The sequence below is a fragment of the Nanhaiella sioensis genome (assembly GCF_046557775.1).
GTDB lineage: Bacteria > Bacillota > Bacilli > Bacillales > SM2101 > Nanhaiella > Nanhaiella sioensis.
Genome location: NZ_JBKAEG010000001.1, coordinates 582,261 through 595,816, shown reverse-complemented (window position 1 = coordinate 595,816; position 13,556 = coordinate 582,261). Strand labels below are relative to the sequence as shown.

The window sequence follows — 13,556 nt, the reverse complement described above, 5'->3', positions numbered from 1 at the left end:
ACTCCAAAACATGTAAGAAAGAGTAGATTAAGTATTCAAACAGATATTGTCTTATAGATAAAAACAGTAAACATGAGCATTATTATAATAATTTTGCAATTCCCAATCTACTCTTTAACATTTGCTAAAGCAATTGTTGAAATAAGCCATACAGTTATTGATCCAAACAATAAAATAAGCATTGCAAAAAAAGCTCCTAATGCGTTATCTCCGAATGATTCAAGTATACCTAGTGGGGAGATAATGGTTACAAAAGAGAAAACTAGAATAAAAACAAAAGCATAAGATTTAGCATTTTCTAGGTGTTGTATGTTAAGTTCTTTAATTTCTTTATAATTAGTTTTTTCAGACATATCACACCTCCATTTGGATAATTGTACCATGTTTGATCATGCTAAACTATTATTTGTTTAGATGATATTCCTAATTTGTAAATGCTTTGTTAACAAAATATAGATTGTGGTTTATATAAAGGGTTACTCAAAAGATAAAAGAATAAGAGATCTTTACATGCATTTATTCCACTATTCTACAATATGGTGCAAGAAGGTAGTAAAGGCTATCTGACCTATGTTAAGGATAGTTATCTATTAAATAAACACAAGTGATAGTGAGTCGTATAGCATTTTATAAATCCCACTTCTGTAAAAGAGATGGGATTAATTATTTTCAGTATCTTGTTAGCAAATAATTAAGTCTGATTAAATAAGAGTTCTTCCTACAATTTAAAAATTCCTTGTGATCTGTTTAGTGTATGTGTTACGCGAAAAGTTGGTGAGTTCGCATTTACTAAAAATATACGCTTGGTCAGCATAATAAGCCTATAACTTTTAGATATTTTTAGAATAATATGAAGTATAGAGTTATGGAGGTGATGTCTAATAGAATGAGTGTATCGAAAGAAATGCCTGTGTTTATATTAGTATTATTTATATTGTTGGTCATTATATTATATTCAAGAGCAAATAGATATTCGCAATCATCCTTTATACCAGATCGATTTGTCGGAGGGATTAGTTTAATGATACCAGTTTAATTTTAAGATGAGGACTTATAAACTGTCTTCTTTTTTAGTGAGTAGTTTTTGCTTTATTATGTTCTCCATTTAGGTCCTGAATAGTTCCTCCAATATTTTTCATTATAATTCTATGATAGCACTACTAATTTCTCATTTCAGTTTCTCTGTATATCAATGAATACAATATTCAATTTTAGTTTATATAATGGGAGTTACAGAAAGTTTTATGAGGGATATTTAGTCTCAAAACTTTATTGAGGTAAGTGGTAAATGACTGTCGAATAGTAATAACACAAGCCTTAACCAGCTTATCTAAAAATTATGAGTAGTAAACACAAGTTGAGTAGTGTTTACTAATTATCTACCTTTAAAATTATTCCACAATATGGCGCGAATATGGATTAACATGGGTATAAACTGATCAATCTTTTTTATAAAAAATATCATTTATCGTTTAATAGAAGGAGGCATTTTGATCAATCTTTTTTCAAAATGTCTCCTTTTTATTGGCGATAGGTTCAAGTTTTTTGAGATACTTTTAATTAAAATTTGTTTTAAACCAACAACTGAAACACTACGACTGTGCGGTATTACTAACATTGAACAATTACATGCTCAAACAGAAAATGAAGTTTCTGATAATGAAGAATCACTATTCAATTTCGGTTTTTCATCTGAAGAAGATACACATGAAGATGATGGAGGTATGATTGGAATAGTAAATCTAACACAGTATAAAAAGAAACGATCAAAGAAGGCACCGATTGAAAACCAATTAGATTTTAATCTATTTTAAACTACCAGGGGCCGTCCATATGTCGTTTGGAAGCACCTTTTTATCTATTAACTATTTGGGCAAAAGAAAAATCGCTGATGAACTTTACGATAACCCACTTATAATTTCTTTGTTATCATTCAACAGACAGAAGTCACATTTTATTTATTGTTTAATTTTAACATTATATATAAAATATAGAATAATAATTTAAATAATTGCAATAAATATATCTTATATAATGGAGGTTGAACAAGTACTCAATGTTTACCTTACTTAGAGCTCAATTTTAATTCAAAGGATTAAATATAAAAAATTAGGTGATATGATATGTTGGAAACCCCGCTAGGTCATTTAAAATTGTTTGTTAATGAAAACGAAGTTGACTTCACACCTATTAAATTGGAAAAAATGGATCTGTTGGCCCCTGATGTGAATGGAAGGTACTTAATTCAATATAACTATAAAACTGAATATAAAAATCAAACAATCAAATGCTGTCTACCTTCTTTAAACATAAAAGGAGATATTCAGAGTGGTGAAAGGCTTGAATCGATTGCTTTTTATAAAAATTATATAAAGCTCTCAATTGGAGCAGAAGGTGAATTTGTTGATGATCCTTACTTTGATTTTACGGGAGAATATCTATCTAATGGAATAGAATATCAAACTACTAAATTAACTAAGGACAAGGTTTTTCAATTTGGGATCTGTTGGATTCAGCCATGTACTGACGAAAATGATGATCAAACATGGTGTGGTGCTGATCCTAATATCATGCCAGGTGTATAACGCTATAGAGTGAGTGAATCACGGAATTCTTGGTCCATATACGCACAAAACGAAAGATACTAGTTCTTGTAGAAAAAGGTTATTATATATCATTAAACAAAGGAACAAAAGTTCTTTTATGCGGAAAATTGTGGTATAATTGCGAAAGATAGTTTGTTTCTATAAGGGCGGTCGGCTAACCCCATGATAGAAAGGGGGTGACGCCACATGACTGTATACGAGGCACTAATGGTAGCACTGGGATTCTCTTCTTTGATAATCGCACTTGTTGCATTGTTCGTGCATATGCAGTCTATGAATAAAAAATAGACCTCCCTTACTCACAGGGCGAGGTCTATTTCTCTGAATTTAGCCGATCCCTAAAGGAACGTCTATCTGAGGCCGGAGATGCTGGAACATCTTCGGTCTTTTTAACATACTCTTTTTCTATACCAATCATACCATATTTTTTCAATTGTAACAAATGTGCTATAGCAATTATTAAAGGAAATTTAGTTTAGGAGGGGTTTCTTGCATTATATTGTAATCGATTTAGAATACACTAGAGGTAACAAAAGAAAAAATATACAAAATGAAATCATTCAGTTTGGTGCAGTAAAATCAAGCACTCCAAGTAACTTAGCGCGTGTTAAGTTTTTCTCTAAACATTTCAAACCCAATGCTTACATACCTAAACGAATAAGTGAACTTACTGGTATCTCCAATAAAACAATCAAAAGTGCCCCGTCTCTAGGACAAGTACTATATGGTTTTAGAAATTGGAACTTCAGTAAAGACTTTATAATGGTTAGCTGGGGGGAGAATGACCTACGAATATTAATTGAAAATTGTTATACATATGCGATTCATGTGAAAGGACTAAAGGGACATTTAAATATTCAAGAGGTCGTTATGGATGTGTTGCAGCTAACTCACGCACCAAGCTTAACAAAAGCAATTGAACTTCTAGGACTAACGTTTGTTAAAGAACAACACAATGCACTTAATGATGCTTATAATACATATATATTAATGTCACACTTATCACAAATAGTTGATGTGAAAAAATATATTGACCACAAACCTATTCTAAATCCTCTCATTAAAAAGAACAAAAACGGTTCTTACGTACTCTCTAAATTTGGAAAAAAAGTTATTGATAATATGATGATCTCAGTTAAATATAGTGGATATGATGATGAATTTTTTGAATCTGATAGTTTTTTTCAGTTGCAAAAGAAAACGAGAATTGATACAAGAACTGTAAAAGTCATACGGAAATACATTTCTTCATTTGTGAACCAAGCTTAAATTTATTTAGATTAGTAGGATGTTAAACTATAAAAAACCGTAGATGTTTAAGCATCGCCGGTCTTTTATACTTAAAACAAAACATAATATATTATCTCAGTTCTAAGATGCTCTATATGAATTTCCTAAGGAGATAATGCAATTTAAAAATGATACTATATTACCCCATTACAAGGGGGAATTTAAAATGAACAGATAAAAAAAATTGAGTATTAGGGGTAACAGTTGCAGAATTGGAATTAATGATTATTCAGGATTTAGGGTTATATATCACACCTGAACACTATTACACTTACGTTGATCGTTTTTGGGATATTGATTTTGTTAGGGATTATTAATAATCATACTACTAAAAACAAAGGTTTTGGAGGGGATAGGATAAGTTAATGCCTCGCATTTTTCCTCTATAGAGTAAGGACTTTTAAACATAATAAATACTCCCCCATAACATCTAAGGTTTTGAACCTGCTAGAAATGTTTGAAGGGGACTCAGAAGATTAATATAGCGAACTTATCAAAAAGTCAGTTTGTAGATATGTATACGAGGCGCTGATAGTAGCATCGAGATTTTTTTCTTTGGTTGTAGCATTAGTTGCATGGTTGGTGTAAATACAATGGATGAATAAAAAAATAGACCTCACTAAATATGAGCAAGACGAGGTCTATTTCACTATATAAGAAGATCCTAAAGAAACGTCTATCTGAGACCGAGGACGCTTTCAAATCTTTGGTCTTTAAATGTACTCATCATCTATGTTTCTCATATCATTTTTTCAATAAAACAATTGTACTATTAAATTACAGAACTACTATAATATCATGCTATCTTTTCGAAATTACAAAAACATCTAAATTCACATCTGTACAATAAGCTTGACCAATATAAATTCGTTCTTATGAAAGAACCATTGTTTTCATCTGTACAATTAATATATTAATTTGATGTTTCAGTCGAGCTATGACTTAGCTCACGCATCAATTCATATGCTATAAACGCAAAGGTTTATTTAGATTATATTAATTTCCACTGTGTTTCCTTTGTACCTTTTCATAGATTTCGTATACTTCTTCTGCAATCCCATGTACTTCTGCTTTGTTAGGAGCTTTCTTCATTGTTTCTTTTAATTCTTCTATTTTTTTGGACTCTTGTGGTGTTAATACGTCTCTAAGCTTTACCTCTTTGGACATGTCTTCCACCTGCTTTCATGTGTTACTTATACTTTCATTATACCAAATTTTTCTGTGCACTACACATCGCTTAACACACTAATGGGATGTTAGAAGTGGTGCTTTATGGGTTCAAAAACCTAACGGCTTTAAAAAAAGGCAAGGAAGCTATCATTCAAATTCTTTTTCACACTTGGAAGTTATTAGAAACTTTTTTCGTGCACATAACATATTGTTATGTACAAAACGAACACTACCCAAGGTTCTGCGTTTAAAGAAGATTGTTTATTTATAGCAAAATTAAGATTTTACACTTTGTGCATCTTGCGCACAACTCTAAACTCATAACTAAATAAAATAACGCTTTCCTTAACTTTCATCACCTGTAGACTCTCTTTTCTTGCCAACTGTTAGTTGAGAATCCTCTATATCTGTAAATTTTTGCAAATGTTTGCTTTTAGTCTGCTCTGTATCAATTTTACGATGAAGTAGAACACTTTGAGCAGATATTCCAGCAAGAATTGAATAGGCAATTAGCGTTTTAGCATCTTGAGGTTCTGGTAGTAAATAGGTGATTGTAAATACAGCAGCCATAGCACCATAGATAATATCTGCCCAGAAACCCAAATCGTTAGAGTACTTCAGTTTCCTTGGCTTTATTATTTTGTTTTTATTATGCAATAAATGAGATACAAACCCTGTTATACCTCCAATAGTAGCTGAACCAATTAATAAAACTAAAAGTGACATACAGAGGCCTCCTTACTTCTAGACTGATTTTTACAATACTTGACACCCTCTTGATTGAATAAGGGATTTTAATTGCCCTCTAGTATTTGGTCCAAAAATACCATCCACTTGTTTAGGGATATATACTTCTTGGAAACGACGTACTGCATCTTCCGTGTTGGGACCAAACACACCATCTACCCCATGTTGTTGTGCATTTTTATCAGGATAAAAATAAACACTAGCTAATGCTTCTTGGACTTTTTGTACATCTTCACTAATATCACCGCGTTTAATAATACCCTTAGGTAGGATATATTTACATTTAGAAATGCTATCGTCGCTTTCTCCTAATTCAGAAAACAGGGTATTATAAAAACTACGATCCATCTCATCCATATCAACTTTTCCTTCAACGCCTTTTACAGATCCAGTATCTGTATATTGAAAAATGGACCACTTTACCCAAATACCTATATTTTCAGGAGTGTCAACACCGTAATGTGCAATCCAAATGGGCCACTTTGATAGTGAATTATTAAAATTCTCTTTTGCAAAGGAAACGTACGTATATAATATGGGATCTTTTCCTGTAAGATCTTTAATAGTGCTTAACCATTGTTCACAATAGTTAGTAACATCTGTTTTATCCAAGTTTTCTTTTTGTTCAATATCGAGTACATGCGGAAGATCGTTATTAAAATGTGATATAACACTTAAAAACCATTTAACTTCTTTTGTTGCACTTTGACTAGGGTGACCAAAATGATAAAAACCAACTTTTAATCCAGCTTGTTTAGCAGCATTATAGTTACTTTCTACGTTAGGATCCTTTATTGTTGAGCCTTCACTAGCTTTTATATAAACAAATTCTATTCCATCAGATCTAACATCCTTCCAATCAATTTTCCCTTGCCAGTGAGAAACATCGATACCTTTAACATTATTTTCTGGGTTTCTACTTTGCATAATCTCTCTCCTTTACTAGTGGATTTGGATGGGTTACTACCTGACATTTTCATTGTAAAGGAATTATTGATTATATTAAATAAAATTTTTGAATATTTAGAAATGTTGTTATTTATACATACCATATCGATCTATAATGAGGGGTATCACAAATATAATATTTTCATAGTAATCCACTAAAAAGAACTAATACATAGGTTTTATGTACCCTTTGCGGGAGAGAACATATAATTTGATATGAGATAGTTGAATAATTTACAGAAGATAATTTACATAAATATACATAGAAAGATATTCTGAAATATTTTAATATGAATGCCGGTCAAGTGTTTAAGTATCCAAAGTAGAGAGTGATCAAAGCAAAAAAACTAAGAAATATACCAGTTATTTCCTTGTGTTGATCTTCGAAAGGTGAATGTGTGGAAGAATCATATAACAGGTAGCATTCTTAACCTTCATTACTCTTTTTTAGTGAGTTTTTGAAGTAGTGGATTATTTATTCTTTGAGACATCACCGTCTAACTGATGTTTTAATCAGAGATATAAAAGGGTGGGATTCTAGTTTTATTAACTAGAAAGCTGTTGAAATATCAAGTAACTAGACTACGTAACATCATTCTATAAAAAAGCATTTATAGTGCTTTTATTTTATGTTTTTGGGATTAATTGACTTAATTTACCTTATTTTACCTCTATCTAAAATTAATTACTTTATTATTTAATAATAGCAATAGTATATTTTTACAAAATAAGAATAAATATATTTATGTTAATTAACGAAAAATGTCGAATATTGTAGAATTATGTATTATTTTAGTGAATAATGGAATAATAGCTCTCTTTTTGGGGTTTTTCAGTTGATTATAATATGGCGTAACATGTAGTTGTAACTATAATTTCAAATTTCTGAAAATTATTCCGTTGTAGTTGATTTTTTTCCAACCAATCAAAATCCTTCTATTTTTTTGGCTAACAAAATACGAATGGTTAGATTGATTGGTTGGTTATAAAAGTGGATAGAACACCAATCACTCAATTTAAGATTATATTAATGCAGTACAAATAGGATATGATAATTCATACCATTTAGGCGAAAATTGTCATTTTTATTATCTGAACATTTATAATAATCACAAAAATAAACGTTATTACAACTAAAGGGGGTGATAAAGCATATAAATTCCTCATGTATCTTTTGGCTCTCAGATTTCTTTGTATTAAAAATAATTAAAAGAATATTTAGGAGGGGATAACGATGAGTGAAACGATTGAATTATTTGGATGGGATACTGTATATGGATCAAGCTTTGCGACTGCTAATGATGCTATTAAAGAATTAAAAAGTACCCCTGACAGTTTTAACGCAGAAAGTGATGATAAAACTATAACGTTAACGGGTAATTGGGGAGATTGGGAAATTACTACAGAAAGTGATGGCAGGAACCTTTCTCTACTTTGCCCTATAGTTGACGGAACGTATACAGGTATTTCACAAAATGATGAAAATCTTGATGGTGGAAGTATAACTATCGAAGTAGAACTTGCATTTTTACAAGAAATTTTAACAGAAGAGGAAAAAGATATACAGAAATTAGTAATAAGCAATGATACATCAATTAGTATTGTTGGTCACAGTTTTTCCAACATGGAGAGAGCTGATCAAGCTATTTTTAAAGAGTTATTTTTAGAATGGTTTCAAAAAAATATAACAGAATTTAAACACGTATTTAGTATATTTTTTATGAACGCATCAAAAGATAAAACTTTTAAATGGTTAACTCCAACAGATGTTAGTTTTGCTATCTCATCAATAAATACAGGAGACAAAAAACAGGATTTAAATAAAAGTGTTATAGGAATCATGATGATGACAGAAGGAAATCCACGTCCAATCAACATTCATAGTATAGATGAAAGGATGTTAAGGGACGGTAAAGCATCATTTGCCATTGCACCTAGGTTATTTTTGGAAAAATGGCTTCTCCCAGGAGTTGTACAAGCTTTTAATGTTGATGAAAGTTATTTTGACATAAGGCCTGATGGAACAAGCATAGAAAATATTAAAAAAATCAATTGGGCTAAGGCCAAAGTTAATAACGAAACAGTAGATATTTCTGTTGAAGCTGGACAGTACAGCTTGTCACTATTTCAAAATACACTCAAAGCATCATTTGATGGTGTTAATTGGAGTTCAGATGAAAAGCACTATAATGCATCTATGCAATACACACAAACTTATCAACTTCATGTTGGTAAGGACGGACTACTTACATTAGTTGAGATCGATAATAGTGACCCTCATATAGATATATCATCAACTGGTAATTGGGAATTAATCCTTGACCTTTGTCTAGATATTGGTTTACCTCTTTTAACTGCAGGGTTAGGCTTTGGTTTAACTAAGGTCGGGGAATATTTAGGACTTAAGGTTATATCAGAGGATGCTGTTAAGGCTGAGGCAGAAAAAATAACTGATGAAAGCTTGAATAAGGCAAATCAAGCTAATGTTGACGTCGTATCTCTTAATGAGGATTCACAAATTGCTTCAATGCCTATAAATAGTAGATTCCCTTTAATAGAGCTAGCACAACAAGATGTAGACTCGGCGTCCATAGCCTCATTAACACAAGAGAATGTAGCATCATTAGATCCTCAAAACTCATCATTATTGTTATCACCTAGATCTCTACTGGATGCGCAAAATGGTATTTTGCTTGTAGATGAAAATGATGGTTCAGTAATTTCATCTGTAAGATCATCGGAAAGTCTACCATCGTTAGTATTGGACTCTGACGATGAGAGTCATTTTGCTGAAGATGGGAGTGTTAGATCAGACTCGCTAGTAACTATCCCTATAGATTCTAGTAACCCTAGTGTAATTTCATCCTTTGAGGCAGAGCCGGTTAGTAGGAACTGGAGAACACCCCTTTCAGGAAGAACATTTCACACAAAATACCTTAAAGCAGCTATCGCAATCTCAGGAATAGGCGGTGCTATTAAAACACTGGTTGATTGGTCAGATGGAAAATTTACAGATCCAGATGTAACATTAGGAAAAACAAATACAGTTCAAGGCTTTACGGAACAAGCTGTAACTTCAGTTCAGTGGGCGAACGACAGCGAGTTCGAATTAACAGACATTCAATTAGTAGGTGGAAATATGTTATTAGTTGGTGACTTAAAGTAAAAAGAAATGAACGACTAACTTTAGTTATTCTAATAATCTTCCACGCTTATCAAAGAATACAGTTTTTAACTTTGGTCAGCGTGGATAAATGAATTTTCTAAATGAGTGTTGTTCTAAAAAATAGAACTTAAAGGAGGAGTACTTATTTATGAGCAGTTATCCGATTATCGATCTATTTGGATGGGATACTACCTATGCCATTAGTTACAAAAATGCGAATGATGCTATAAGAAACTTAGGGTCAACTCCTGCTGGCTTCGATTATCAAGATCCTCAACTTGGCCAAATAAATGGTGCATGGGGAGATTGGGAAATTACAACTAAAAGCGATGGCCAAAATTTAGTGTTAAAATGCCCAGTTCTAAATGGATTATATATCAGTGGGGTTGATAAATCTGTAACGACCCTTGATGGTGGATGGGTTGAAATTGAGGTTAAACTTACGTTTATTGAGCAAAAAGAACAAGATTACTTTGATTTCTTTTCAATCCAAGGTACAGGAAGACAAAATAACCTTATGATTCAAAAAAGTGATAATCCGGACGTACCTACTGTAAGTTTAGAGAACGCAGAATTTAATTATAATTCGGTGGTATCAAAAGCTCTTGGTAATCAACTATTTCTTGATTACTTTGAAAAGAACATTCTTACAGATTTTAAACATGTTTTTTCAAAATTTATTGTAGGTCAATCAGCAGCAAAAGGACAATTCTTATGGTTAAAACCAACTTCACTCCACTACGCCTTAAGCTCTTATAATGAAAGTGAAGACGAGGAAGAGAATTTAGAGAAAAGTGTTTTCGGAGTTTTAGCAATGACCGAAGATAGGAAACCTCCTGTTACGGGGCACAATATTGATGCCAGGATGATACCAGCATCTAGTGCTAGTTCAGCTTTTGCTATAAGTGATACTAGATTTGTAGAAAATTGGTTACGTGCAGGTGTACTTGCTATGAATTTAGGATCAAAACCAGAAGATTATAAAATTCAAGATGATGGCTTAACAATTACAAATAAAAATGAAATGCATTGGACAAGTTTTAAAGATGTCAATGGGAAGATATATGATGCAAAAATACCTGCTGAAAGCTTTACTATGACTCTTGACAATAGTGAAATAAAAGTAGAATTTACTGATTTGAATTTCCCTGTTGATAAGCAAGTTACTGCTCACTTACATGTTATTCAACATTATGGAGTTTCTCTTGGATCAGGAACAGATGCAGATGGAAATACTTATAGAAACGTTTTACAATTGGATGAATTAAAAGACCCTATAGTTAATATAAATTATTCAAATAAAGCAGATTTGAAAGAACAAATCATATCTATAGCAGTTTCTATAGTTGTAATGAGTTTAATAGGATATGTTGGTAAGTTAAAGGATATTGCCGAAGTTGCTGACGCTGTGGCAGAAGATGTAGATGAAGGCATAGCAGATGCAGCGGCAAACGGGGAAGATACAGCAACAACAGATTTATTTGAATCTGCAAAAGGTGTTTCTGATGCTATGTCCCCTGAAGACGAGGAGTTATTTAATAAAGAAGTTGGTAATAATCTCTTTGATACTTTTCGCTCAGCATATGATGAACTTGATGAACCACTACTAGCAAATGATTATGGTTCTAATGTAGATAGTTGGGCTAAATTTGAACAAAGTGGTGATTATTCACTATTAAACGAAGAACCAGATGAGTTTTTCACTGATGATTGGGATGCTTTTAAAAACCAATTCCCTGAAACAGAAGATGCATTGGATAAAGGTGCAGAAAATGCCGAAGAAGCAGGTCAAACTGAAGATGGTACAGCTGAGGAAGAACAAACAAGTAAATATGATAAAGTTAAAAACGCAATTAAAGAAAGTCCAAGAAAGATGGGTGAGTTTCTGAAATCACATAAATACAGAATAAGATACGGATTTTATTCTGCATTAATTGGTGGACCAATAGGATCAGCTCCTGAACTCATTGATTATATGGCTAAGAAAAAATGGAGTAAAGTTCCATCGATAGATGAATTCGGACAAACATGCGTTAATTCAGTTCAGTGGCCAGAAAACAGTGGCTTTAAACTAGAAACAGCATCTCTTCATTCATCTCTTATACTTGGAGGGGAACTAGTGCCAGTCATACAAGATAAAGATTCCTCTGAAAATTAAAATGTGAGAGGAGTGGTTTTCTTCATGGTTAATGAAACAAAAACTTTAAACTGGGACACAGTTTTTGCTATTCCTATTTCTAAGGTAAATCAATATATAATAGATCAAAAATCATCTCCTGCTAGATTTTCATTTCAAGATAATGAAGGAAATTCCATTAGTGGAGATTTTAAAGACTGGCAGATTAAACAGGGTGGAGATGGTTCATTAATTTGGCTTTCCCTTCCTATAAAAAATGTTAGTGGAAATAGTCAACTACTAGGAAATTATCAATTAGAAAGTGGAGAATTGATTGTTGAAGTAAAGTTAAGGTTTTTGGACCATACTGATAACGAGAACTCATTACAAAAGCACTTAAAAGTAAGGCACTCTTCAGAAACTCCTGAAGATCCTGTAGTCAGACAGGTGAAATTTACTGCTAACGTTCCTCCAAGTGGATCCTCAGTGGATATTTTTGGAGATGAAGCTGCAAATGCTGTAATGAGTAGCCTTATTATTAATTGGTTAAATGAAAACTTGATAGATTTTGACCATGTTTTTGCTATTATTAACCTCAATAATATGATTGATAAAGATGCAGATTGGGCGTGGTGTACGCCCTCTTATGTTGATTATGCTTATTCAAATGGTCCTTCAGAAGATAATAGTTTACTTGGCGTGTTGTGTATGACAGGTGGTAGACAAGCAGGAGTCCAACAAATTCAACAAATAGATCCTTTCGTCATTCCTGAAAATAGTGAGGCAGGATTTATTATCTCTAAGGAAAGATTATTAAAGGATTTAATCCTCCCAAATATTACGTCAAAATGGAAAAACTCACAAAGAAGTGATTATGAAGTTGTGGTGGGGTCAAATCCTGATACAGGAATATATCAAACACTATTACAATTAAAGTCTGGTAAATCAATAAGGTTAGATCAGGTTAAAAATAATGGAGATGTTTATACTCCTTATATGAAGAATATGGAAATTTCATTAGAAGGAAATCTCATCGTCTTAAATGGGTATACCGAGACTAAGGTAAATTCTGATATAACAGCTTGGTGTAAAACTACTCACAAGTATACACTTACTTTACAGAATAATAAAAATGGTCAATCAATCATTTATAGTGAATATCAAAGCCCAATTGTTATACATGGTACAGTTAATAATACTCCGGTAATAGAAAAGTGGATTGAGACAGCGATTGGAATCATTGCTTTTGGTATATTAGATATTCTAACAGATGGTATTGCATTTGTAGCAAGTTCATTATTATTAGGTTTAGTACTGGGAACAGCTGATCTAGAACCAGAAATCATTCAATCATTAAATGAGGATACATCACCTTCTATAGATTTACTCTCATTTAATGCAACTAATCCTATTAAGTGGTCAATCTCAGAAATATTTAAACTAGATATAGCACGATTAAATGGGCCATTTCAATTAGGAGGTACTCTATATCCTAGTAGCTAGGACTTTTACC

Annotated in this window: 12 protein-coding genes; 8 read left to right on the top strand and 4 right to left on the bottom strand. The window is 32.2% G+C overall.

Going from position 1 to position 13,556, the window contains the following annotated elements; genetic code table 11:
- Window positions 1-107 precede the first annotated feature (107 nt).
- Window positions 108-353 carry a hypothetical protein gene (locus V1503_RS02760; protein ID WP_410624659.1) on the bottom strand — a complete coding sequence of 82 codons (246 nt, stop codon included), beginning with the start codon at window positions 351-353 and terminating at the stop codon, window positions 108-110.
- A 533-nt stretch (window positions 354-886) separates the two neighbouring features.
- On the opposite strand from V1503_RS02760, the gene V1503_RS02755 reads away from it, so the two are divergent.
- The 5 genes from V1503_RS02755 to V1503_RS02735 all read left to right on the top strand — a co-directional run bounded on the left by V1503_RS02755 (window position 887) and on the right by V1503_RS02735 (window position 3,875).
- A complete protein-coding gene (locus tag V1503_RS02755; protein ID WP_410624657.1) occupies window positions 887-1,036 on the top strand; it encodes a hypothetical protein in 150 nt (49 codons plus the stop codon).
- A 454-nt stretch (window positions 1,037-1,490) separates the two neighbouring features.
- Complete coding sequence (locus V1503_RS02750) at window positions 1,491-1,814, top strand: hypothetical protein (RefSeq protein ID WP_320259484.1); 324 nt, start codon at window positions 1,491-1,493, stop codon at window positions 1,812-1,814.
- A gap of 309 nt (window positions 1,815-2,123) precedes the next feature.
- Window positions 2,124-2,585 (top strand): hypothetical protein, encoded by a 462-nt coding sequence (locus tag V1503_RS02745; protein ID WP_410624655.1) that lies wholly within the window; start codon window positions 2,124-2,126, stop codon window positions 2,583-2,585.
- Window positions 2,586-2,792: 207 nt separating this feature from the next.
- Entirely contained in the window at window positions 2,793-2,894 is a 102-nt protein-coding gene (locus tag V1503_RS02740; RefSeq protein ID WP_320259486.1) for a putative holin-like toxin, read from the top strand.
- Between the two features lie 201 nt (window positions 2,895-3,095).
- Window positions 3,096-3,875 carry a 3'-5' exonuclease gene (locus V1503_RS02735; RefSeq protein ID WP_410624653.1) on the top strand — a complete coding sequence of 260 codons (780 nt, stop codon included), beginning with the start codon at window positions 3,096-3,098 and terminating at the stop codon, window positions 3,873-3,875.
- A 1,017-nt stretch (window positions 3,876-4,892) separates the two neighbouring features.
- Here V1503_RS02735 and V1503_RS02730 read toward each other — a convergent pair.
- From V1503_RS02730 to V1503_RS02720, 3 genes are all read right to left on the bottom strand, one after another.
- Window positions 4,893-5,063 (bottom strand): hypothetical protein, encoded by a 171-nt coding sequence (locus V1503_RS02730; protein ID WP_320259488.1) that lies wholly within the window; start codon window positions 5,061-5,063, stop codon window positions 4,893-4,895.
- 348 nt (window positions 5,064-5,411) lie between these two features.
- Window positions 5,412-5,792, bottom strand: coding sequence for a DUF4257 domain-containing protein (locus V1503_RS02725; RefSeq protein WP_320259489.1), 381 nt, complete (start codon window positions 5,790-5,792; stop codon window positions 5,412-5,414).
- Between the two features lie 30 nt (window positions 5,793-5,822).
- Complete coding sequence (locus V1503_RS02720) at window positions 5,823-6,740, bottom strand: GH25 family lysozyme (RefSeq protein ID WP_410624650.1); 918 nt, start codon at window positions 6,738-6,740, stop codon at window positions 5,823-5,825.
- A 1,255-nt stretch (window positions 6,741-7,995) separates the two neighbouring features.
- On the opposite strand from V1503_RS02720, the gene V1503_RS02715 reads away from it, so the two are divergent.
- The 3 genes from V1503_RS02715 (at window position 7,996) to V1503_RS02705 (ending at window position 13,546) form a co-directional block, all read left to right on the top strand.
- Window positions 7,996-9,927, top strand: a complete 1,932-nt coding sequence (locus tag V1503_RS02715; RefSeq protein WP_410624648.1) for a TULIP family P47-like protein — start codon at window positions 7,996-7,998, stop codon at window positions 9,925-9,927.
- A 148-nt stretch (window positions 9,928-10,075) separates the two neighbouring features.
- Window positions 10,076-12,085: a TULIP family P47-like protein gene (locus V1503_RS02710; RefSeq protein ID WP_410624646.1), complete on the top strand. Its 2,010-nt coding sequence runs from the start codon at window positions 10,076-10,078 to the stop codon at window positions 12,083-12,085.
- Between the two features lie 24 nt (window positions 12,086-12,109).
- Complete coding sequence (locus tag V1503_RS02705) at window positions 12,110-13,546, top strand: TULIP family P47-like protein (protein WP_320259493.1); 1,437 nt, start codon at window positions 12,110-12,112, stop codon at window positions 13,544-13,546.
- Window positions 13,547-13,556 lie beyond the last annotated feature (10 nt).